The following is a 21796-nucleotide window of genomic DNA, read 5'->3' on the forward strand; positions in this document are numbered from 1 at the left end:
ATCGACGCCGAGGGCATCGACATGGGTCCGTCCCCGACGGACGCCGCGCTCGCCGCTGATCTGGCGCTGCCGATCGAGGAGCTGGAGCTCACCGTTCGGTCGTACAACTGCCTCAAGCGCGAGGGCATCCACTCCGTGGGTGAGCTCGTGGCTCGTTCCGAGGCCGACCTCCTGGACATCCGTAACTTCGGTGCGAAGTCCATCGACGAGGTCAAGGCGAAGCTGGCCGGCATGGGCCTGGCCCTGAAGGACAGCCCGCCCGGATTCGACCCGACCGCCGCTGCCGACGCCTTCGGCGCCGACGACGACGCGGACGCCGGGTTCGTCGAGACCGAGCAGTACTAAGCGCTCGGGACCGACGGTCCGCACCTGGGTGCGGGTGCGCTGTGCTTGATCGCGCAGTTTCCCCGTGCCCCTTCCGGTCCGGCCCCTTCGGGGCTCGGATCGGATCTCCGACAGGCGACCGCCTGCTCGGATACTGACCCCGGTACCTGATACGGCCGGGGCAGACACACAGGAGACAGAAAATGCCGAAGCCCACCAAGGGTGCCCGTCTGGGCGGCAGTGCCGCGCACGAGAAGCTGCTCCTCGCGAACCTCGCGAAGGCGCTCTTCGAGCACGGCCGGATCACCACCACCGAGGCGAAGGCCCGCCGTCTGCGGCCGTACGCCGAGCGTCTGGTCACCAAGGCGAAGAAGGGCGACCTTCACAACCGCCGCCAGGTGCTGCAGGTCATCACGGACAAGAGCATCGTGCACACGCTCTTCACCGAGATCGGCCCGCGCTACGAGAACCGTCCGGGTGGCTACACCCGTATCACCAAGATCGGTAACCGCCGTGGCGACAACGCGCCCATGGCTGTCATCGAGCTGGTCGAGGCGCTGACGGTTGCTCAGGAGGCCACGGGCGAGGCCGAGGCTGCGACGAAGCGCGCTGCCAAGGACTCCGAGGTCAAGGTCGACACGACCAAGGCCGACGAGGCTGCCGAGGCTCAGGGCGATGAGGCTGCCGAGGAGTCGAAGGACGCGTAAGCGTTCTGGCGGGGACTGCCTTGTTGGCGGCTGCGGGTTCGCCGTGGTTGCTCGGGCATTTCCCCGCGCCCCTTGAGGGCGTCGCGGGTCCGTTCCTTTCGAGGGGCGGGCCCGCTTTTGTGTTGCTGAGAGGATCTCTGTGTGAGTGACGAAGTAGAGCCCGGGTATGTGCGTGTGCGCCTCGATCTGTCCTACGACGGGGCCGAGTTCTCCGGCTGGGCCAAGCAGGCCGGCGGGCGGCGGACCGTGCAGGGGGAGATCGAGGATGCCCTGCGGACCGTCACGCGGTCGGGCGGGACGACGTACGAACTGACCGTGGCGGGGCGTACGGACGCCGGGGTGCATGCCCGCGGGCAGGTGGCGCACGTCGATCTGCCGGAGGCGGTCTGGCGGGAGCACCACGAGAAGCTGCTCAAGCGGCTTGCCGGGCGGCTGTCCAAGGACGTGCGGGTGTGGGCGCTGCGGGAGGCGCCCAGTGGGTTCAATGCTCGGTTCTCGGCGGTCTGGCGGCGCTATGCCTATCGCGTCACCGACAATCCCGGGGGCGTGGACCCGCTGCTGCGCAGCCACGTCCTCTGGCACGACTGGCCCCTCGACGTCGATGCCATGAACGAGGCCGCCGGGCGGCTCCTCGGCGAGCACGACTTCGCCGCCTACTGCAAGAAGCGGGAAGGGGCGACCACCATTCGTACCCTGCAGGAGCTGAGCCTCGTGCGGGGGGACGACGGGATCATCACTGCCACGGTTCGTGCCGACGCCTTCTGCCACAACATGGTGCGCTCGCTGATCGGGGCGCTGCTGTTCGTGGGGGATGGGCACCGGCCCGCCGACTGGCCGGGCAAGGTGCTTGCGGCCGGTGTCAGGGACTCCGCCGTGCATGTCGTACGGCCGCACGGGCTCACCCTCGAAGAAGTGGGGTATCCGGCGGACGAGTTGCTGGCGGCGCGGAGCAAGGAGGCGCGGAACAGGCGATTTCTGCCGGGGACGTCCGGATGCGAAACCTGTTAGTTACCTGACATTTGAGGTCAGATAGCGCTCATGTCAGGACTTACCGGGCGTAAGTCCTCTTGATGCCCCTTACAACCCCCTTACCTCTCGTATATCTTTTCATCGCTCAACTATTTGTTCGAGCTGCTCGGCCGTTGTTCGAGAAATCGACATGGGGAAGGCCGAGTAGGGGTGGGGGTCATACGGGCCGTATCCGGGCCCGGGGGTGGGTTTTTCATGAGTTCAGTTGGTCCTGCGCGGACCGGGGGGCGGCGCAGCACGCGCCAGAACGGCAACGGTGTCGGACGGCGGAAGGCGGGGCGGGGTGACGGCGCTCCGCTGGGGCTGCTGCCGCTGCCGCCGACGGACAAGGAGAAGTACTCCTACGCACGCCGGCGCCTGTGGATCCTGACGATCAGCTCGCTGATCAGCTTCTGCTGCCTGGTGGTCAGTCAGTTCAAGCTGGCCGCCTCCACGCCGCTGCTGTGGATCTACACGCCGCTGCTGGTCTTCACTGTCCTGTACTACCTGGTGTCGCTGCGGGTGAACGGCTTCACCCGGGACTTCGACATCGCGCACCACAAGCGGCTGGTGCACAACTGGCGGCCCGAGGTGTACCCGAGCGTCGACGTGTTCCTGCCGGTGTGCGGTGAGCCCATCGAGGTGCTGCACAACACCTGGCGGCATGTGCGGGAGATGGCCGACCGGTACCCCGGCGTCTGCGTCCCGTTCGTGCTCGACGACGGCGCCAGTCCCGAACTGGCCGCCATGGCCCGCGACTTCGGGTTCCGCTACGGCACCCGGGAGAACCGGGGCTGGTTCAAGAAGGCCGGCAACCTGCACTTCGGATTCGGGCAGTCCGACGGCCAGTACATCCTGATCCTGGACGCCGACTTCACGCCACGCGCCGACCTGCTCCAGGAACTGCTGCCGTACATGGAGGCGGACCCGCGCATCGGGATCGTCCAGTCGCCGCAGTACTTCCGGGTGCTGGACTCGCAGAACTGGATCGAGCGGGGCGCCGGGGCGGTGCAGGAGCTGTTCTACCGGTCCGTGCAGGTCTCCCGGCAGGGCAGCGACGGTGCCATCTGCGTGGGCAGTTGTGCGGTGTACCGGCGGGCCGCGCTGGAGACCAACGGCGGTACGACGCTGATCGAGCACTCCGAGGACGTGCACACCGGCTTCGACCTGCGGGGCCTGGGCTGGGATCTGCGCTATGTGCCGATCGCGGTGTCCACGGGCGTGTGTCCGGACACCGCGGGTGCCTTCTTCAACCAGCAGTACCGCTGGTGCTCGGGGTCGATGAGCCTGCTCGGCAGCCGGAAGTTCTGGCAGGCGAAGATACGTTTCTCCAGCCGCCTGTGCTACATGTCCGGCTTCTTCTACTACATCCACACGGCGCTGTTCACCTTTGCCGCACCCGTGATCCCGATCGTGCTGCTGATGGTGATGCCGGAGAAGCTCATGGTCGAGCACCTGGTCCTGGTGCTGCCCAGCATCATCTACACCACGATCATCTTCCCGGTGTGGCACACGGCTCCCTATCGCCTGGAGGCCTGGGCGGCCCGCCTGATGTACGGCTGGGCCCATGTGTTCGCCATCTGGGACATCCTCCGCAAGAACCGCATGGGCTGGCAGCCCACCGGCTCCTCCGGCGCCAAGAAGAACAAGACGCGGCGCTTCTGGATCGGCATGTGGGTCTGGAGCGGCGGCACCGCGCTGATCTGGGTCGTGGGGGCGGTCTACCGGACGTTCACCATGGACGCCCCGGACTTCGCCCTGATCCTGTCCTCCGGCCTTTTCTACGCCCTCGTCGTGGGCCGTGTCCTGGTCCAGCCCCGCGAGAAGGCGGTGGCGTGATGCAGCTGTTCACCCGCACGCGTACGACCCTGGCGGCAGCGCTGCTGAGCGGTGTGCTCGCGCTCAGCGGTTGCTCGGTGCTCGGCGAGGAGCCGGGCGGTTCCTCGCCGGGCGGCGAACAGGGCAAGGCCGGTGCCGACCCGGCGGCGAGCCCCGAGACCGACGTGCCTTACGACGTCGTACCGCTGCTGAAGCCGGACAAGAAGTACTTCGGCGCCGCTGTGGACGGCGCGCCGAACTCCATGAAGGGCGTCGACACGTACACGAAGATGGTCGGCAAGCAGCCGAACCTCATCGAGTACTACGCCGCCTGGGGCGACGGCTTCGACGCCACCGGAGTGCGCAACGCCTGGCGTGAGGGCGCCATGACGCTGATGTCGTGGGAGCCGTTCGACACGCCGGTCGCCGACATCGCGGCCGGCGAGTCGGACGCGTACATCAAGGAGTACGCGACCGCGGTCCGCAAGCTGAACCTGCCCGTCGTGATCTCCTTCGCCGACGAGTTCAACGGCCACTGGGAGAAGTGGGGCACGAAGGACGTGACCCCGGAGGACTACGTGGCCGCCTGGCGGCACATCCACGAGACCTTCGTCGACGTCGGCGCCTCGAACGTCATCTGGGCCTGGTCGCCCAACATCGTCAACCCGGTCAAGAGCGTGAAGCTCAAGCCGTACTACCCGGGCGACGCCTACGTCGACTGGGTCGGCCTCATCGGCTACTGGACGATCGAGGAGGACAACGCCTTCGACAGCGTCTTCGGGGCGACCCGCGACCAGGTCCGCACCTTCACCAAGAAGCCGATGATCCTGCTGGAGACCGCCGCGATGGCGGGTGAGCGGCGGCGTGCCGACATCCGCAACCTGTTCGCGGGCGTGACGGCGGACGACGACATGCTCGGTTTCATCTGGTTCAACCACGAAAAGCGTGCCGACTGGCGACTCGAGGCGAGCCCGCTGGCGCTGACGGAGTTCAAGCGCCTGGCCGCCGACGACAGCTTCGGCTTCGACGTACGGAAGCCGTGATGACCTCCCGAAACGATCATTACACGCCTCAGCCCTACGATCCGTATGCCGAGGACGAGTCGGCCTCCAGCTGGTTCAACTCGAACGGGCAGCACTCCGCTCAGCAGGGCTACGGGTTCGACGCCGGCCAGTACGGGCACCAGCAGGAGCCTTACCAGGAGCCGTACCAGGAGCCGTACCAGGAGCCGTACCCGGCACAGAGCCCGCAGCAGCCGTACGGACAGCACGAGGACCAGCCGACGTACGCGTTGCGCACGGTCCAGTACCAGCAGGTGCCGGACGACGAGCCGGGGTACCACATCCCCGCGACGCCTGAGGCCGGCTGGGACATGGCGGGCAGCCGTCGGCGGGCCTGGGTGAGCCGGACCGTGCTGCTGTGCATCCTCCTCATCCAGGCCGCGCTGTCGCTGCGGATGGCCAACACGGCGTTCCAGGACGAGGCCCTGTACCTCGCCGCCGGTCACGCCGAGCTCGATCACCTGCTCAACGGCACCAAGCTGCCCATCAACTACGCCGCGTACTTCTCCGGTTCGCCGCAGCTGTACCCGGTGCTCGTCGCGCTGGTCGACGGACAGTTCGGGCTCACGGGCGCGCGCTGCCTGAGCCTGTTGTTCATGCTGGGCACCACCGGGCTGCTGTACTCCTTCACGCGGCGGCTGTTCAACGAGCGGGCGGCGCTGGCCGCGGCGGCGCTGTTCGCCGTGCTCCAGTCGACCGTCGTGATGGGGTACTTCGCGACGTACGACGCGATGGCGGTGTTCCTGCTCGCGCTGGCGACCTGGATCGTGGTGCGCACCGACCGCGCGCCGGTGTTCGCCGTCCTGCTCGCCGCGCCCGTGGCGGTGCTCGCGGTCGGCGTGAAGTACGCGTCCGCGCTGTACCTGCCCACCATCTGTGTGCTCGCGCTGCTGACCGCTTGGCCGCACAAGGGGGCAAAATCGTTCCTGCGGATGGTGCTGCTCGGCCTCGGCATCGGCGGTCTGATGCTCGTGGGGATGTACACCACGGACCTGCTCGCCGGTGTCCAGCAGACCACCACCGACCGTGACCACGGCTCCGACAGCGCCCAGTTCCTGCTCCAGCGCTCGGCGGAGTGGGGCGGGCTGATGTTCCTGACCGCTGTCGGCGGAGCCATCTCCTACGTACGGCGCAGCCGTATGAACGAGTCGCCGATCGCGCTGAAGCTGGGCAACCCCGGCTGGCGCTGGCGTGCCCTGCTCGGCCTGACGTTGTGCGGCACGGCCCTGCTCGCGCCCGCGTACCAGATCCAACTGGCCACCGTGGTCTCGCTGTTCAAGCACGTGGGCTTCGGTCTGCTGTTCGCCGCGCCGATGGCAGGCGTGGGTGTGACCCGTCTGGTGGGCGCTCACTTCCGCTACCCCCAGCTGGGGATCATGCTCTGGACGGCGGTGCTGTGCCTGGGCATCTCGCAGGCGGACTGGCGCTTCGGCGTCTGGCCCGACTCCTCGAAGATGATCAGGACCATCGACTCCCATGTGAACTCCAAGGGCCACTACCTCGCCTCGACGCCCGAAGTGCCGGTCTACTACCTGCGGGAAAAGACCACGCACCGCCAGTGGCAGGGCGTGTTCGCGCTCGAGTACACGGACGAGAAGGGCAAGTACCACTCCGGCGACGACGCCTACCGCGCGGCGCTGCGCGAGGGCGAGTTCGACCTGATCGTCCTGGACGGGCTCACCAACCCGCGCGTCGACGACGTCGTCGCGGCCGCGGTCAAGGGCAACCCGCACTACCGGCTCCTCGGCGAGGTGCCCTTCAGCAACTCCAGCGGCACGGGCACGTACCGCATCTGGATCAAGACCTCCTGAGCTGTCGCCGCTCCACGGCAGAACGCTCCACGCCAAGAAAGGGGCCGTACCCATGCGGCTCACCGTCATCGGCACCGGCTACCTCGGTGCCACCCACGCCGCCTGCATGGCGGAACTCGGCCACGACGTGCTCGGGGTCGACGTCGACCCCGACAAGGTCGCCGCGCTGCAGGCGGGCCGGGTGCCCTTCCACGAGCCCGGGCTGCCGGAGCTGATCGCCAAGCACACGGCGAGCGGGCGGCTGCGGTTCACGACCGAATACGCGGAGGCCGGGGCCTTCGGCGACGTGCATTTCGTGTGCGTCGGTACGCCGCAGCGCTCCGGCTCCGAGGGCGCCGACCTGACGTACGTCGACTCCGCCTTCGCGGCGATCGCCGCGCACGCCGACCCCGACGCGCTGCTGGTCGGCAAGTCGACCGTGCCGGTGGGCACAGCGGGGCGGCTCGCGGACACGCACGGCGGCGTCGAGGTCGCCTGGAACCCGGAGTTCCTGCGGGAGGGCTTCGCCGTCGAGGACACGCTGCGGCCGGACCGGCTGGTGTTCGGGGTGCGCTCGGAGCATGCCGAAACGATTCTGCGGAAGGTGTACGCGCCCGTCCTCGCCGCCGGGACGCCGCTTGTCACCGCCGACTTTCCGACCGCCGAACTGGTCAAGACGGCCGCCAACGCCTTCCTCGCCACCAAGATCTCCTTCATCAACGCGATGGCGGAGGTCTGTGAGGCCGCGGGCGGTGACGTCGGTGTGCTCGCCGAGGCGATCGGGCACGACGACCGGATCGGAAGGAAGTTCCTGCGGGCCGGCGTCGGCTTCGGCGGGGGCTGTCTGCCCAAGGACATCCGCGCCTTCGCGCACCGCGCCGACGAGCTGGGCGTCTCGCTGGCGTTCCTGCGCGAGGTCGACGCGATCAACATGCGGCGCCGCGACAAGGTTGTCGAGCTGGCCCGGGAGCTGTGCGGGGGAGCAGTCCTGGGGGTCCGTATCGCCGTACTCGGGGCGGCGTTCAAGCCCGACTCCGACGACATCCGTGATTCGCCGGCGCTCAACGTCGCCGCGCGGCTGCGGCTCGACGGCGCCGACGTCACGGTCTACGACCCCGAGGCGATGGACAACGCCCGCAAGGCGTTCCCGCTCCTCGGATACGCGGTGTCGGCCGAGGAGGCGCTGCGCGGTGCCGAGCTCGTGCTGCACCTGACCGAGTGGCCGCAGTTCCGGGAGATCGACCCGCAGCGGGCCCGGCCGCTGGTTTCCCGTCCGCGGATCGTGGACGGGCGGGGGGTGCTCGACGTGGACCGCTGGACCGCGGCGGGCTGGCGGTTCCGGGCGCTGGGAAGGCCCGCGCCCGTTGGGGAGGGGCCTCGGTAGAGGCTCCTAGGGGAGGGAAAGAGAAAGCCATGACGGGACGTGACAACCACGACAGACACCGGGGCGTACCGGTCACCGTGGTCATGCCGACGTACAACGAGGCCGCGAACGTCGCGCGGATGGCCGAGCTGGTGCTCGGGCTGCCGATCGACGGGCTGCATCTGAAGATCGTCGACGACTCCAGCCCGGACGGCACCGGGCGGATCGCCGAGGAACTCGCCGAGAAGTACAACTGGGACGGCCGGCGCCGGATGAGCGTGCTGCACCGCACCGAGAAGGACGGTCTGGGGCGGGCGTACGTCGCGGGCATGAGCGCCGCGCTTGAGGAGGGTGCCGCCTACGTCGTCCAGATGGACGCCGACGGCAGCCACCCGGCGGAGGCGGTGCCGCGGATGCTGGGCACGGCGGTGGCCTCCGGGGTGGGCCTGGTCGTCGGCAGCCGGTACGTCGAGGGCGGTTCGCTGGACGAGGACTGGGGCGTGCACCGGGTGCTGCTGTCCCGGTTCGCCAACCGCTACGCCCGCACCGTGCTCGGCACGAAGATCCGGGACATCACGGCCGGCTTCAACCTGTGGTCGGCCGCGACCCTGCGGGACATCGACCTGGCCACCCTGGACAGCGCGGGCTACAGCTTCCAGGTCGAGCTGAAGTACAAGGCCGTACGGGCCGGGCACAGCGCTGTCGAGATCCCGATCCGCTTCGAGGAGCGGACGGAGGGTGTGTCGAAGATGACGCTTCGGACGCAGCTGGAGTCGGCGGTCGTACCGATCCGGCTGCGCCTGAAGCACAGGTGAGCCCGTGGGCGGCGGTCGACCCTCACGTCGGCCGCCGCTCGCCGCTACTCGCCCGCCGCCGCCGAAGCCTGGGCCTCGCCGCGCCGGCGGATCTGGCGGAACGTGAACTCCTCCAGGTTGTCGCCGGTCTGGAAGCCCGCCGTGTCCTTGTCCGTCATGTCCTTGCCGTTGGTGAAGCCCGTGATGGTGAAGTAGGCGTAACGGCCGTAGGAGTTGGACTTCGAGTAGCAGACGGCGGAGGCGCAGAAGTCCTTGGTGCCCTTGCCGGACAGCGGCCGGACGATGTCCTTCTTGGTGTTCACCTGGCCCTTGACCTTCGTGGCCTTCGCCTCGGTGTCGAAGACGGCCACGCCCACCGTCACCGCCAGGCCGTCCTTGACGTAGGAGACGCGCATGAAGCGGGTACAGCCGTTGGCGGTGAGGATCTTCGGGAGGCCGCCCTCGGTGACCGCGGAGCAGTTCTTCGTGTCGTCCGTCGCGCCCTTCTTGTAGACCGTCTCACCCATGGTCAGCTGCGTGCCGGGGAAGAGGATCTGCGCGCCGAGCGGAGCGGTGTCCTTGGCCTTGCTGGAGATGAAGTCCTTCGGGTCCAGCGGCGGCGGGGCGCTCGTCGGCTCGAACGACGGGGCGGTGGACTGGTTCGGCAGGTCCGCGGTCGCCGGGAGCTCGGAAGACGGATTGTTCGAGGCCGAGTTGCCGTCGTTCGACGACACCACGGCCACGGCGACGGCAGCGCCGATCGCGACGGTGGCCAGTGCGCCGCCGCCGATGAACAGCAGCCGGCGCCGTTTGTTACGGGTCTCGGAGGCCTCGGCGAGTGCGGCCCAGTCCGGGGTCTGGTCGTCGGCGCCGCTGTTCCACGGCTGCTGGGATTGCGGTGTCCAGGGATCCCACTGGGACGGGGGTCCCCCCTGCTGCCCGTAGCTCATGGGGCGCATCTTAGACGGACCGAAGGTGTGCCGGTCCGCCCCAAGGGGCGCACAGGCCCCTAGCGTTCAGCCGGTGAGCGAGCACAAAAGCGACATCTCCGGGTGGTTGGTACGACGGGCGACGTGGCATCTGTGGGCGGTGCTCGGGGTCTTGCTGGGGGCGCTCGTGATGCGTACGGCGCGGGTGACCTCGGACGGAGGGATGGACAACGCGATCGTCGTGCGCGCGGCGCGGGTCTGGCTGGGTGGGGGTTCGCCGTATGACGACCCCCACTTTCTCTATTTGCCGAGCGCGGTGCTGGCGGCGGCTGCTCAGGCGCTGGTTCCGCGGGGTGTGCTGGGTGTGCTCGTGCCGGTGGTCGTGACCGGGTGTCTGGTGGGGGGCTGGGTCTGTGCGCTGCGGGTGCACGGGGTTCCGCTGCGCAGCCGGTTCGCGGCCCTCGGGCTGATCGGGCTCGCGGTCGGGTTCGCGCCGTTCGCGCACCTCGTTCTGCTGGGGAACTGGACCGCTACGGCTGTGCTCGCCCTGCCGCTGGGGTTGTTGCTGGCGGCGCGGGGGCGGTGGGTGGCGGCGGGGGCGGTGATCGGGGCGGCGATCGCGCTGAAGCCGTTGCTGGCGCCGGTGGGGTTGCTGTTCGTCTTCGCGGGGCGGTGGCGGGGGTTGGGGGTGATGGCCGGGGTGCCGGTGGTGGCGTCCGCGGGGGCGGCGTTGCTGCTGCCGGATCCTGCGGGGTTCTTCACCCGGACTCTGCCGTTCCTTCTGGGCGGGGACGACGGCTTTGTACGGCTGTACGAGGCGTCGCTGGTTGCTGTGCTGCCGAGGGTGGGGGTGCCGGGGGCGCTGGCCGGGGGGATCGGGGTGGTTGCGGCCGGGGTGGGGGTGGGGTGTGCGTATTGGCGCTGGCGGGGTGGGGATGAGGGGGCGCGGCGGCTGGTCGAGACCGCGGCGGGACTGATGCTCTCCGCGTTCCTCGTCTCCCGGCCGTCGTACGACCACTATCTGCTGGTCGTTGTGCCGCTGCTGGTGGCGGGGGCGCTGGGGGAGGGGGCGGTTGCTCGGGGCGTGTGGTTCTGGGTGGCGCTCGTGCCGCAGCTGCCCGGGGTGACCTGGCCCTATCTGGAGGCGGTTCAGCGGCGGGCCTTTCGGGATGCGGTGACGTTGTGTGGTTTGGCGGTGACTGTGGCTGTCCGTTGCGTTCGGTCCGGCGGGGGTCTCTCGCCCCCGCCGCCCCTACCCGTCCCGTCCTCCAGGGGCTCCGCCCCTTCGACCCCACCAGGGACTTCGCCCCTGGACCCCATGACGGGCGCCGCGCCCGGATCTCCTCCTTCGCCCGTCCAGGAGCCGACCCGGCGGGGGGAAGGGTGAGCGAACTGGATCTGGCCGACTGAGGGGCGGGTTCTGAGGGCGCCAGGGGCGTCCGGGTGGGGGGCGGGTGCGCGAATCGGGCGGTTTGGGGGGCCTCGGGGTCGGGGTGCTGGTGGGTGGGGGCGTGGGCGTCCAGGGCGGGCGGTCGTGCGTGGGGCTCGGCGTGCGGGAGTGAGCGTCCGGATGGGTGGGTGTGGCCTGGGGCTCGGGTGTCCGGGCTGGGGGAGTGGGGGGCGCGGTGTGGGCGCACGTGGCTCGGGAGCGGCGGCGGCCGGGCCGGGGCGTGGGAAGCGGGTGTCCGGTGTGGGCGGTCGGGGTGCGGGGAGTGAGCGGGCGGGGCGTGGATCGAGGGCGGGGTGTCCGGCTTGGGAGCGGGGCGTCTCGGCGTGTTGATGGTCACGTCCGGGGTGGGGCGGCGCCAGGGTTGGCCGGGGTGGGCCCGGTGGTTGGGGGGCATGGAGCGGTCGGGGGCGGTGTCGTGGGCGTCGGCGGGCGCTTACGCTGGTGAATGGACAGCAGGGCCAGCCGGCGGTCACCCGTTTTGACCCGGCCGTGGCGCCGCAGGTATCCTGCATCTTCGTTGTGTATTGGCTTGCTCATTCTCACGGGAGTGGCCTCTACCTAGGTTCCCTGGAGCAGTTACCAGTGGGCGGCATACGGGCAGCGTCCCCGGCATTGTCGTCCCCAGCTGCACGATCGCTTCAGTGATGCCATGTGTCAGCACCCATCCACTGAAGAAGAAGGCTGCGAAGTGCGTACGTACAGCCCCAAGCCCGGCGATGTGACTCGCCAGTGGCACGTCATTGACGCTCAGGACGTCGTCCTGGGTCGTCTCGCCACCACCGCCGCGTCCCTTCTCCGCGGCAAGCACAAGCCGATCTACGCGCCCCACGTCGACACCGGTGACTTCGTCATCATCATCAACGCCGACAAGGTGCACCTCTCCGGCAACAAGCGGACCCAGAAGATGGCGTACCGCCACTCCGGCTACCCGGGTGGTCTGCGCTCCGTCCGTTACGACGAGCTCCTCGACAAGAACCCCGAGAAGGCCATCGAGAAGGCCGTCAAGGGCATGCTCCCCAAGAACACTCTGGGCCGTCAGATGCTCTCGAAGCTGAAGGTCTACAAGGGTGACCAGCACCCGCACGGCGCGCAGCAGCCGCAGCCGTACGAGATCACCCAGGTCGCGCAGTAAGTCCGGCCACCCCCTAAGACTGAAGAGAATCTGAGGAGAATCGTGGCCGAGACCACTGCCGAGCAGCCGCTCGACGAGAACGTCGAGAACATCGACATCGACAGCTACACCACCGAGTCCGAGGTTCCGGTGGAGGGTGAGTACACCTCCGAGTCCCTCGCCTCGCGCTTCGGTGAGCCCCAGCCGGCCGCCGGCCTGGGTCGTCGTAAGAACGCCATTGCCCGCGTCCGGATCGTTCCGGGCACCGGCAAGTGGAAGATCAACGGGCGGACGCTCGAGGACTACTTCCCGAACAAGGTGCACCAGCAGGAAGTCAACGAGCCCTTCAAGGTGCTCGAGCTCGACGGTCGCTACGACGTCGTCGCCCGCATCGCCGGTGGCGGTGTCTCCGGCCAGGCCGGTGCGCTGCGTCTCGGTGTCGCCCGCGCCCTGAACGAGGCCGACGTCGACAACAACCGCGGCCCGCTGAAGAAGGCCGGCTTCCTCAAGCGCGACGACCGTGCGGTCGAGCGCAAGAAGGCCGGTCTGAAGAAGGCCCGCAAGGCCCCGCAGTACAGCAAGCGCTAAGCGCAAGCTGCCTCTGCTCGTACTCCGGTACTCCGAACGCCCCGGCGGCACGCCACAGTGCCGCCGGGGCGTTCGTCTTATCACCGGGCGCGGGCGTATAACGGCACAAGACGTTCAAAGGCTTGTGTGATCCGATGCCCCGGGCATGGAATGCCTGGTAGCGGGAGCCCCCGGTGGCCCGGTGGCGTATCGAGCGCCGGCTCCGCTTTCGGAACTGATGTTTCCTCAGGAGGACAAGTGGGACGACTCTTCGGCACGGACGGCGTGCGTGGTGTCGCCAACGCGGATCTGACGGCCGAGATGGCCCTCGGTCTGTCCGTGGCGGCAGCGCACGTACTCGCCGAGGCGGGCACCTTCGAGGGCCACCGGCCGACAGCGGTGGTCGGGCGGGACCCGCGCGCGTCCGGGGAGTTCCTGGAGGCCGCCGTCGTCGCGGGCCTCGCCAGCGCCGGTGTCGACGTGATGCGGGTCGGCGTGCTGCCCACGCCCGCGGTCGCGCACCTCACCGGCTCGCTCGGCGCCGACCTCGGTGTCATGCTCTCCGCCAGCCACAACGCCATGCCGGACAACGGCATCAAGTTCTTCGCCCGCGGCGGCCACAAACTCGCCGACGAGCTGGAGGACCGTATCGAGTCCGTCTACGACGAGCACCGGCACGGTGAGCCGTGGCAGCGGCCGACCGGTGCGGCAGTCGGGCGGGTGCGGTCGTACGACCAGGGGTTCGACGAGTACGTCGCCCACCTCCTCGGCGTCCTGCCCAACCGACTGGACGGGCTGAAGATCGTCCTCGACGAGGCGCACGGTGCTGCGGCGGGCGTCTCTCCGGAGGCGTTCCGGCAGGCCGGAGCAGACGTCGTCACCATCGGTGCGGAGCCGGACGGGCTCAACATCAACGACGGCTGCGGGTCCACGCATCTGGACAAGCTGAAGGCCGCCGTCCTCGACCACGGGGCCGCGCTGGGCATCGCGCACGACGGGGACGCCGACCGGTGCCTCGCCGTGGACCACACCGGCGAGGAGGTGGACGGCGACCAGATCCTGGCCGTGCTCGCGCTGGCGATGCGGGAGCGCTCCGCTCTGCGCGCCGACACCGTCGTCGCGACCGTGATGTCGAACCTCGGCTTCAAGCTGGCGCTGGAGCGCGAGGGGCTGAAGCTGGTGCAGACCGCCGTCGGCGACCGGTATGTGCTGGAGGAGATGAAGGAGCACGGCTACGCCCTCGGCGGCGAGCAGTCCGGGCATGTCATCATCCTCGACCACGCCACGACCGGTGACGGCACCCTGACCGGGCTGCTGCTGGCGGCTCGGATCGCCCAGACCGGGCGTACGCTGCGGGACCTCGCCGCCGTGATGGAGCGGCTGCCGCAGGTGCTGATCAATGTGCCGGACGTGGACCGGAGCCGGGTCCGCAGCTCGGCCGAGCTGGCCGCCGCCGTCACCGAGGCGGAGCGGGAACTCGGCTCCACGGGGCGGGTGTTGCTCAGGCCTTCCGGTACCGAGCCGTTGGTGCGGGTGATGGTCGAGGCCGCGGACATCGAGCAGGCTCGGTCTGTCGCCGGGCGGCTGGCCGATGTGGTGAAGTCCGCGCTCGGATAGTCGGCTGTGCCGGGTAGGGGCCGGGGCTTCTGCTTCGTTGCGGGCTGCCGGTTCGTTGTGGCTTGTCGCGCAGTTCCCCGCGTCCCTTAGGGTGCGCTGTCCCGGAGGGCGGTCGTGCGTTGGCGCTGTTTGGCCCAGAACCACTTCTGGGCCAGGAGCGTGAGGGTGCCGGCCAGCATGATGCCCAGCAGATTCAGGAGTAGCTGGCCCGTTGAGAGCCAGGTCTGATTGGCGTCGCCGTAGATCAGGGCCACGGCCGCGTTGGCGGCGGCCGGGACCGTCGTCACCGAGATGGCGACGCCGACCAGGGCGCCGGACTTGGCGGATGTCAGGGAGAGGGTTCCGGCGGCGCCGGCGAGGACCGCCACGACGAACGAGAACCAGTCGGGGGCGTAGATGAAGCCCGTGTTGGGCCGGTCCGCCTCCAGTTTGGCCTCGGTGAACAGGCCGACGGCGTCCATGAAGTAGCTGAAGCCCACGGTCAGCACCATCGCCACGGCGAAGCCCACCAGCAGTGCGATCAGTGAGCGCAGCGCGAGGCGGGGCGCCCGCTGCACCACCGCCGTGCAGACACCCGCCAACGGTCCGAACTCGGGGCCGACCGCCATCGCGCCGACGATCAGGATCGCGTTGTCGAGGACCACGCCGCAGGCCGCGATCATCGTCGCGAGGGTGATGAAGGCGAGGTAGGTGATCGAGAGGGTCGACTCCTCGTGCGTCGCCTCCGTCAGGTGCTCCCACAGCACCGCGTCCGCGCCCTCGCCCGGCGCCTCCTTCTCAGCCTTGTCGGCGCGCTTGGACAGCGACAGGTCGATGTTCTCGACGGCGATGGACCCGGACTCCTCGATGCCCAACTGCTGGAGTTCGGTGAGGAGTTCGTCGCCCGCCTCGCGCGCCACGTCACACATGACCAGATCCCCGGTGGGGTTGCGGGCGGCGCCCGGCAGGACGGCGAGGTGGGCCGTCCCCACCGTCCTCTCGATCAGGCGTACCACGTCGTCGGTCCGGTCGGCCGGCGTGATCAGGCGCAGATGCAGCATGACGCCTTTCTAACAGGCCCTGGTGACAGCCTCACAGCTTGCGCAGGCTCAGCCGCTGCACCTTGTGGTCCGGGCCCTTGCGGACGACCAGGGTGGCCCGGCCGCGCGTGGGGGCGATGTTCTCCACCAGATTGGGCTTGTTGATGGTGCGCCACATCGTGCCGGCGTAGTCGAGGGCCTCCTCCTCGGACACCTGGGTGTACTTGCGGAAGTACGAGGAGGGGTTCTGGAAGGCGGTCTCGCGCAGCCGCTTGAAGCGGTTGAGGTACCAGCGCTCGATGTCCTCGGTGCGCGCGTCGACGTACACGCTGAAGTCGAAGTAGTCGGCGAGGCCGACCCGGGTGCGGCCGTCCTTGCCGGGGAGGGCGGGCTGGAGGACGTTCAGGCCCTCGACGATCAGGATGTCGGGGCGGCGGACCGTGAGCTTCTGGTCCGGGACGATGTCGTAGATCAGGTGGGAGTAGACGGGGGCCGTGACCTCGTCCTTGCCCGCCTTGATGTCGGCGACGAAGCGGGTGAGGGCGCGGCGGTCGAAGGACTCGGGGAATCCTTTCCGCGACATCAGGCCGCGGGCTTGGAGCTCCCTGGTGGGCAGCAGGAAGCCGTCCGTGGTGACCAGCTCCACGCGCGGGTGCTCGGGCCAGCGGGAGAGCAGGGCCTGCAGCAGGCGGGCGACCGTGGACTTGCCCACGGCGACCGAACCGGCGACCCCTATGACGAACGGGGTGCCGGACTGGGAGCCCTTTTCGCCCAGGAAGGTGTTCAGCGCCCCTCTGAGGCCGTCCGTGGCGCCGACGTAGAGGTTGAGGAGGCGGGAGAGCGGGAGGTAGATGTCGCGGACCTCGTCGAGGTCGATGACATCGCCCAGACCGCGCAGCTTCTCGACCTCCTCCGCCGTGAGCGGCAGCGGGGTCTTGTCGCGCAGCGCGCTCCACTCCGAGCGGGTGAGGTCGACGTAGGGAGTCGCCTCCGGCCTGGGCCGGTGGGCGCTCCGGGGCATCGAGGAGACCGGAGAGATCACAGTCCATTGTTACGGGAGTACGAACGGACGGTGAGGTGGGATCCGTCACGCCGCCGCGTTTTCGGGAGGAAAAGTCTGTCACCGGTCGATACCCGGGCAAGTGGGGAATGTCAGTGGCGTGCGTCACAGTTGTGGGAGAGGTGGGCCCAGCCCGGGGTCCACCGACCCCGAGGGGGTGACCCATGACGTATGCGATCGAGGCGGAAGGCCTGGTCAAGCGGTTCAAGGACACCGAGGCGCTGGCCGGGGTCGACCTGGGGGCCCGGCGAGGCACGGTGCTCGGACTGCTGGGTCCCAACGGCGCGGGGAAGACCACCGCGGTGCGGATCTTCGCGACGCTGCTCCGGCCGGACGGTGGCCGGGCGCAGGTGGCCGGGCACGACGTGGTCCGGGAGGCCGGGGTCGTACGCGCCATGGTCGGGCTGACCGGGCAGTACGCGGCAGTGGACGAGAACCTGACCGGTACGGAGAACCTGCTGATGATCGGTAGGCTGCTCGGTCTGCCGCGCCGGGAGGCGAAGGCGCGCGCGGCCGAGCTGCTGGAGCGCTTTCAGCTGGCGGACGCGGCCGGGCGGGCCACGAAGACCTACTCCGGCGGTATGCGCAGGCGACTGGACCTCGCGGCCAGTCTCGTCGGCCGGCCCAGCATCCTCTTCCTCGACGAGCCGACGACCGGCCTGGACCCGCACAGCCGCGGTGAGCTGTGGGACCTGCTGCGAGGCCTCGTCGCGGACGGCGCGACGGCCCTGCTGACCACGCAGTATCTGAACGAGGCCGATGTGCTCGCCGACGACATCGTGGTGATCGACAAGGGCCGGGTGATCGCCGAGGGGACGCCCGACCAGCTGAAGTCCCAGGTCGGGGGGCAGGTGCTGCAGCTTCGGCCGGTGGCGGCCGAGCATCTCGTACGGGCGCACCTGCTGGTCGCCCAGGCGGCCGGACCGCAGACGCAGATCGAGGGCGAGACGATCACCGCCCCGGTGAACGACCCCGAGCTGATGCCTGCTGTCGTGCGCACGCTGGACCGGGAGGGGATCGCGGTGGGCGAGCTCGCGCTGCGGCGCTCCTCGCTGGACGAGGTGTTCCTGGCGCTTACCGGCCACCGAGCCGAGCCGGGCGAGCCGGAGGGGAACGGCGGGGCGGCCGTGCGGGACGAGGACGAGAGCGAGCTGGAGAAGGCGGTGAGCCGGTCATGACCGCCGCCACCACGGCCATCACGGCCCCGATCACCAAGTCGGGCCGGGTGCGACCGCTCGACGGGATGCGGCAGACCTTCACGATGGCCTGGCGGAGCCTGGTCGCGGTGAAGCACAACCCCCTCGAACTGGTCGACTACAGCATCACGCCGATCATGTTCGTGTTCCTCTTCACGTATGTGCTGGGCGGGCAGATGGCCGGGTCGCCCGAGGCGTATCTGAAGTACGCGCTGCCGGGGATCATCGTCCAGAACACCCTGTTCATGACCATGTACACGGCCATGGCGCTCAATACCGACCTCACCAAGGGCGTCTTCGACCGACTGCGCAGCCTGCCGATCGCCCGCTCGGCCCCGCTCATCGGCCGCATCACCGCCGACCTCGCCAAGCATGTCTGGGCGCTGCTGCTGATGATCGGCCTCGGCCTGCTGCTCGGCTTCCGGATCACCGGGGGACTGGGCGGCTTCCTGCTCGGGACGCTGCTGGTGACCGTGTTCGCGGCGGCCGTGTCCTGGAGTGCGGTGCTGATCGGGATGCTGGCGGGGGACGCCGAGAAGGTGCAGGCCTTCGCGTTCACGATCATTTTCCCGATCACGTTCACCAGCAGCGCGTTCGTCATGGTGGACACCATGCCGGGGTGGCTGCAGGCGTGGAGCGACGTGAATCCGGTGACGCATCTGTCGGACGCGTTCCGGGGGTTGCTGCTGGGTGGGCCGGTGGCGGAGCCGGTGCTGTGGTCGCTGGTGTGGGCGGCCGGGATCGCCCTGGTGTTCTACCCGTTGGCCATGCGGTCCTATCGGGCGAAGACCTGACGGCCCCCGTGGGAATTTCCGAATTCGGGCAGGCGGCGCGGAGTTCGGGAGAGATTTCCGTGACGATCGGACCGTAGGCTGCCGCGCATGTGCGGAATCGTGGGATACGTGGGGTCGCAGTCGGCGCTCGAGATCGTGATGGCCGGACTGAAGCGGCTGGAGTACCGGGGATACGACTCGGCCGGGGTCGCCGTGCTGGCGGACGGAGGACTGGCCGGGGCCAAGAAGGCCGGGAAGCTGGGCAATCTGGACAAGGAGCTCGCCGAGCGGCCGTTGCCGACCGGGACCACGGGGCTCGGACATACGCGGTGGGCCACGCACGGTGGGCCCACGGACGCCAATGCGCATCCGCATCTCGACAACGCGGGGCGCGTCGCCGTCGTGCACAACGGGATCATCGAGAACTTCGCCGGGCTGCGGGCCGAGTTGGAGGAGCGCGGGCACGAGCTTGCCTCCGAGACCGACACCGAGGTGGTCGCGCATCTGCTCGCCGAGGAGTTCTCGGTCTGCGCCGACCTCGCCGAGGCCATGCGGCTGGTGTGCCGGCGGTTGGAGGGGGCTTTCACGCTGGTCGCCGTGCATGCCGATGAGCCCGATGTGGTGGTCGGGGCGCGGCGCAACTCACCGCTGGTGGTGGGCGTTGGGGAGGGAGAGGCCTTTCTCGCCTCGGATGTCGCCGCGTTCATCGCCCATACGCGGTCGGCGATCGAGCTGGGTCAGGACCAGGTGGTGGAGCTGCGGCGGGACGGGGTGACCGTCACCGGGTTCGACGGGCGGCCGGCGGAGGTGCGGTCGTATCACGTCGACTGGGACGCCTCGGCCGCAGAAAAGGGCGGCTATGACTACTTCATGCTCAAGGAGATCGCCGAGCAGCCCAAGGCGGTCGCCGACACGTTGCTGGGGCGCATCGACGCGTCCGGGTCGCTGACGCTGGACGAGGTGCGCATCAGCGCCTCCGAGCTGCGGGAAGTCGACAAGGTCGTCATCGTCGCCTGCGGTACCGCCTTTCACGCCGGGATGATCGCCAAGTACGCCATCGAGCACTGGACCCGGGTGCCGTGCGAGGTCGAACTGGCCAGTGAGTTCCGCTACCGCGATCCGATCCTCGATCAGCAGACCCTCGTCATCGCCATCTCGCAGTCCGGCGAGACCATGGACACCCTCATGGCGCTGCGGCATGCCCGTGAGCAGGGCGCCAGGGTGCTGGCGATCTGCAACACCAACGGGTCGACGATTCCGCGTGAGTCGGATGCGGTGCTGTACACGCATGCCGGGCCGGAGGTCGCGGTCGCTTCGACGAAGGCGTTCCTGACGCAGCTGGTGGCGTGTTACCTCGTCGCGCTGTATCTGGGGCAGGTGCGGGGCACCAAGTGGGGTGACGAGATCGGGGCGGTCATCCGGGATCTCTCCCACATCTCCGGTGAGGTCGAGCGGGTGCTGGAGACCATGGAGCCGGTGCGGGAGCTGGCGCGGTCGCTGGCCGAGAAGAGGACGGTGCTGTTCCTGGGGCGGCATGTCGGGTATCCCGTGGCGCTGGAGGGAGCGCTGAAGCTGAAGGAACTCGCCTATATGCATGCCGAGGGCTTTGCGGCGGGGGAGTTGAAGCATGGGCCGATCGCTCTGATCGAGGACGACCTGCCCGTGGTCGTGGTCGTGCCTTCGCCCCGGGGGCGGTCGGTGCTGCACGACAAGATCGTGTCCAACATCCAGGAGATCCGGGCCCGGGGCGCGCGGACCATCGTCATCGCGGAGGAAGGGGACGAGGCGGTGGTGCCGTACGCGGACCACCTGATCTGGATTCCGGCCACGCCGACCTTGCTTCAGCCGCTGGTGGCGACGGTTCCCTTGCAGGTCTTCGCCTGCGAGCTGGCGACGGCTCGGGGCAACGAGGTGGATCAGCCCCGGAACCTGGCGAAGTCGGTGACCGTGGAGTAGGCGGCTTCAGGGCGTAGGACAAGGATGCGGGGGGAGTGATTCCCACTCCCCTCAGCGGTCCGCGCCCCACGCCGCCGACTGCGGCATGAACCTGTTCTCGCCCGCGTGCGCCGCCATGCGGGCGTTTCTCGCCGTGGCCTCCGGGCCGTCCGGCAGATGGAAGTCCCTGCCTGCCTGGGTCGAGGCGGCCTGCGTGCTGGTCGCGGTCGGGAGACGCCGGGCGACGTAGCGGTCGAGTGCGGCGGGGACTTCGGCGGGCGTCGTGTCCGTGAGGGCGTCGCCCAGTGCGGCCGCGTCCAGGATGGCCTGGGCCGCCCCCTGGGCCTGGAACGGGACCATCGCGTGGGCGCTGTCGCCCAGCAGGGTCACCCGGCCGAGGTTCCAGCGGGTGAGCGGGGTTCGGGTGTGGATGCCGTAGCGGAGCACCTGGCCCGCGCGTTCGAGGACGCTCAGCACCCGGGGGTCCCACTGCGCGAACTCGCGCAGCTGCTCGCCGGGTTCAGCCCGGTCGGTCCACGACTCCTGGGCCGGCGCCCCCGTGCTGAACACGGCCACGACGTTGAGCAGTTCGCCGCGCCGCACCCAGTAGTGGACGAAGTGGCGGTCCGGGCCGAGCCAGACGCCGAGTGGGGGGAGGCCCAGGTCGGCCACCTCGGCAACGGGGAGCAGGGCCCGGTAGGCGGCGGTTTTCGAGAACACCGCCTCGTCCTCGCCGAAGAGCCACCGGCGGGCTGCGGAACGGATGCCGTCCGCCGCCACCACCAGGTCCGCGCCCAGGCGCTCGCCGGTCGCCGTCGTGACCTGGGCGGAGTCGTCGTCCTGGGTGATGTCCACGACCGTCGTGCTCAGGCGCACCGACTCCGAAGGCACCGCGGCGGACAGGGCCTGATGCAGATCGGCCCGGTGCAGCAGCAGATACGGCGCCCCGAACTCCTCCTCGGCCTCGCGGCCCAGCGCGTAACGGCAGATCTCCGCCCCGTCGGACCAGGTGCGGAAGCTCACGTGGGAGGGGCGGGCGGCCGGCGCGGCCACCGCGTCGAGGACGTCCAGCCGACGCAGCACCCGCGTGGCGTTGGGCGCCAGCTGGATTCCGGCACCGACCTCGGTGAAACGGGCTGCCTGCTCGACGAGCGTGACGTCCCAACCCGCCCGGCGCAGGCTCAGTGCCGCGGTCAGTCCGCCGATGCCCGCCCCGACGACGACCGCCCTCATGCGGCGGCCTCGCCGGGACGGCGGGACCCTGACGCCGGTCG

19 protein-coding genes are annotated in these 21796 nt (G+C 69.4%); 15 read left to right on the plus strand and 4 right to left on the minus strand.

All coding sequences use genetic code 11. The annotated features are described in order from the left end of the window. From ACFY5C_RS35235 to ACFY5C_RS35270, 8 genes are all read left to right on the plus strand, one after another. Window positions 1–345 (plus strand): DNA-directed RNA polymerase subunit alpha C-terminal domain-containing protein (locus ACFY5C_RS35235; RefSeq protein WP_308433457.1); only part of this gene is annotated, 345 nt, incomplete at its 5' end. A 182-nt stretch (window positions 346–527) separates the two neighbouring features. Then, a complete protein-coding gene (rplQ, locus tag ACFY5C_RS35240) occupies window positions 528–1031 on the plus strand; it encodes a 50S ribosomal protein L17 (protein WP_389452454.1) in 504 nt (167 codons plus the stop codon). 141 nt (window positions 1032–1172) lie between these two features. After that, complete coding sequence (truA, locus tag ACFY5C_RS35245; RefSeq protein WP_389452457.1) at window positions 1173–2039, plus strand: tRNA pseudouridine(38-40) synthase TruA; 867 nt, start codon at window positions 1173–1175, stop codon at window positions 2037–2039. Window positions 2040–2462: 423 nt separating this feature from the next. Further along, window positions 2463–3878, plus strand: coding sequence for a glycosyltransferase family 2 protein (locus tag ACFY5C_RS35250; RefSeq protein ID WP_389452747.1), 1416 nt, complete (start codon window positions 2463–2465; stop codon window positions 3876–3878). Beyond that, window positions 3878–4900: a glycoside hydrolase family 26 protein gene (locus ACFY5C_RS35255; RefSeq protein ID WP_389452750.1), complete on the plus strand. Its 1023-nt coding sequence runs from the start codon at window positions 3878–3880 to the stop codon at window positions 4898–4900. Before ACFY5C_RS35250 ends, ACFY5C_RS35255 begins: the two co-directional genes overlap by 1 nt. After that, window positions 4900–6729 (plus strand): glycosyltransferase family 39 protein, encoded by a 1830-nt coding sequence (locus tag ACFY5C_RS35260; RefSeq protein WP_389452459.1) that lies wholly within the window; start codon window positions 4900–4902, stop codon window positions 6727–6729. The genes ACFY5C_RS35255 and ACFY5C_RS35260 overlap by 1 nt, the downstream gene beginning before the upstream one ends. A 52-nt stretch (window positions 6730–6781) precedes the next feature. After that, on the plus strand, window positions 6782–8092 hold the full coding sequence (locus tag ACFY5C_RS35265; RefSeq protein WP_389452462.1) for a UDP-glucose dehydrogenase family protein: 1311 nt from the start codon (window positions 6782–6784) through the stop codon (window positions 8090–8092). Between the two features lie 29 nt (window positions 8093–8121). Then, window positions 8122–8886 carry a polyprenol monophosphomannose synthase gene (locus ACFY5C_RS35270; RefSeq protein WP_389452465.1) on the plus strand — a complete coding sequence of 255 codons (765 nt, stop codon included), beginning with the start codon at window positions 8122–8124 and terminating at the stop codon, window positions 8884–8886. Between the two features lie 44 nt (window positions 8887–8930). On the opposite strand, the gene ACFY5C_RS35275 is transcribed toward ACFY5C_RS35270, so the two are convergent. After that, on the minus strand, window positions 8931–9815 hold the full coding sequence (locus ACFY5C_RS35275; RefSeq protein WP_389452468.1) for a hypothetical protein: 885 nt from the start codon (window positions 9813–9815) through the stop codon (window positions 8931–8933). Window positions 9816–9888: 73 nt separating this feature from the next. On the opposite strand from ACFY5C_RS35275, the gene ACFY5C_RS35280 reads away from it, so the two are divergent. The 4 genes from ACFY5C_RS35280 to glmM all read left to right on the plus strand — a co-directional run bounded on the left by ACFY5C_RS35280 (window position 9889) and on the right by glmM (window position 14539). Continuing rightward, window positions 9889–11181 carry a glycosyltransferase 87 family protein gene (locus ACFY5C_RS35280; RefSeq protein ID WP_389452471.1) on the plus strand — a complete coding sequence of 431 codons (1293 nt, stop codon included), beginning with the start codon at window positions 9889–9891 and terminating at the stop codon, window positions 11179–11181. A gap of 751 nt (window positions 11182–11932) precedes the next feature. Further along, window positions 11933–12376, plus strand: a complete 444-nt coding sequence (gene rplM, locus ACFY5C_RS35285; protein ID WP_030950652.1) for a 50S ribosomal protein L13 — start codon at window positions 11933–11935, stop codon at window positions 12374–12376. Between the two features lie 42 nt (window positions 12377–12418). Next, the gene (gene rpsI, locus ACFY5C_RS35290) at window positions 12419–12943 is read left to right on the plus strand and encodes a 30S ribosomal protein S9 (protein ID WP_389452474.1); all 525 of its coding nucleotides are present in this window, start codon (window positions 12419–12421) and stop codon (window positions 12941–12943) included. Window positions 12944–13180: 237 nt separating this feature from the next. Beyond that, window positions 13181–14539 carry a phosphoglucosamine mutase gene (gene glmM, locus ACFY5C_RS35295; RefSeq protein ID WP_389452477.1) on the plus strand — a complete coding sequence of 453 codons (1359 nt, stop codon included), beginning with the start codon at window positions 13181–13183 and terminating at the stop codon, window positions 14537–14539. A gap of 86 nt (window positions 14540–14625) precedes the next feature. Here the strand turns inward: glmM and ACFY5C_RS35300 are convergent, their stop codons facing one another. Further along, window positions 14626–15579, minus strand: coding sequence for a DUF389 domain-containing protein (locus tag ACFY5C_RS35300; RefSeq protein WP_389452480.1), 954 nt, complete (start codon window positions 15577–15579; stop codon window positions 14626–14628). 31 nt (window positions 15580–15610) lie between these two features. After that, a complete protein-coding gene (coaA, locus tag ACFY5C_RS35305; RefSeq protein WP_389452483.1) occupies window positions 15611–16579 on the minus strand; it encodes a type I pantothenate kinase in 969 nt (322 codons plus the stop codon). A gap of 203 nt (window positions 16580–16782) precedes the next feature. Between coaA and ACFY5C_RS35310 the strand changes: the two genes are divergently transcribed. From ACFY5C_RS35310 to glmS, 3 genes are all read left to right on the plus strand, one after another. Next, window positions 16783–17796 carry an ATP-binding cassette domain-containing protein gene (locus ACFY5C_RS35310; protein WP_389452486.1) on the plus strand — a complete coding sequence of 338 codons (1014 nt, stop codon included), beginning with the start codon at window positions 16783–16785 and terminating at the stop codon, window positions 17794–17796. Continuing rightward, a complete protein-coding gene (locus ACFY5C_RS35315) occupies window positions 17793–18608 on the plus strand; it encodes an ABC transporter permease (RefSeq protein WP_389452489.1) in 816 nt (271 codons plus the stop codon). Before ACFY5C_RS35310 ends, ACFY5C_RS35315 begins: the two co-directional genes overlap by 4 nt. Window positions 18609–18695: 87 nt before the next feature. Next, entirely contained in the window at window positions 18696–20543 is a 1848-nt protein-coding gene (gene glmS / locus ACFY5C_RS35320) for a glutamine--fructose-6-phosphate transaminase (isomerizing) (RefSeq protein WP_389452492.1), read from the plus strand. 51 nt (window positions 20544–20594) lie between these two features. Here glmS and ACFY5C_RS35325 read toward each other — a convergent pair whose 3' ends face one another. Further along, window positions 20595–21755 carry an FAD-dependent monooxygenase gene (locus tag ACFY5C_RS35325; RefSeq protein ID WP_389452495.1) on the minus strand — a complete coding sequence of 387 codons (1161 nt, stop codon included), beginning with the start codon at window positions 21753–21755 and terminating at the stop codon, window positions 20595–20597. Window positions 21756–21796: the final 41 nt, after the last annotated feature.

Source organism: Streptomyces sp. NPDC012935, assembly GCF_042900345.1.
Lineage (GTDB): Bacteria > Actinomycetota > Actinomycetes > Streptomycetales > Streptomycetaceae > Streptomyces.

Bases quoted from the DNA above. Each gene is read 5' to 3' on its own strand.
- ACFY5C_RS35315 (WP_389452489.1), top strand. From the start codon at position 17,793: ATGACCGCCGCCACCACGGCCATCACGGCCCCGATCACCAAGTCGGGC.
- ACFY5C_RS35275 (WP_389452468.1), bottom strand. From the start codon at position 9,815: ATGAGCTACGGGCAGCAGGGGGGACCCCCGTCCCAGTGGGATCCCTGG.
- coaA (WP_389452483.1), bottom strand. From the start codon at position 16,579: ATGCCCCGGAGCGCCCACCGGCCCAGGCCGGAGGCGACTCCCTACGTC.
- ACFY5C_RS35260 (WP_389452459.1), top strand. From the start codon at position 4,900: ATGACCTCCCGAAACGATCATTACACGCCTCAGCCCTACGATCCGTAT.
- glmS (WP_389452492.1), top strand. From the start codon at position 18,696: ATGTGCGGAATCGTGGGATACGTGGGGTCGCAGTCGGCGCTCGAGATC.
- rplQ (WP_389452454.1), top strand. From the start codon at position 528: ATGCCGAAGCCCACCAAGGGTGCCCGTCTGGGCGGCAGTGCCGCGCAC.
- ACFY5C_RS35270 (WP_389452465.1), top strand. From the start codon at position 8,122: ATGACGGGACGTGACAACCACGACAGACACCGGGGCGTACCGGTCACC.
- ACFY5C_RS35310 (WP_389452486.1), top strand. From the start codon at position 16,783: ATGACGTATGCGATCGAGGCGGAAGGCCTGGTCAAGCGGTTCAAGGAC.
- ACFY5C_RS35325 (WP_389452495.1), bottom strand. From the start codon at position 21,755: ATGAGGGCGGTCGTCGTCGGGGCGGGCATCGGCGGACTGACCGCGGCA.
- ACFY5C_RS35265 (WP_389452462.1), top strand. From the start codon at position 6,782: ATGCGGCTCACCGTCATCGGCACCGGCTACCTCGGTGCCACCCACGCC.
- ACFY5C_RS35300 (WP_389452480.1), bottom strand. From the start codon at position 15,579: ATGCTGCATCTGCGCCTGATCACGCCGGCCGACCGGACCGACGACGTG.
- ACFY5C_RS35255 (WP_389452750.1), top strand. From the start codon at position 3,878: ATGCAGCTGTTCACCCGCACGCGTACGACCCTGGCGGCAGCGCTGCTG.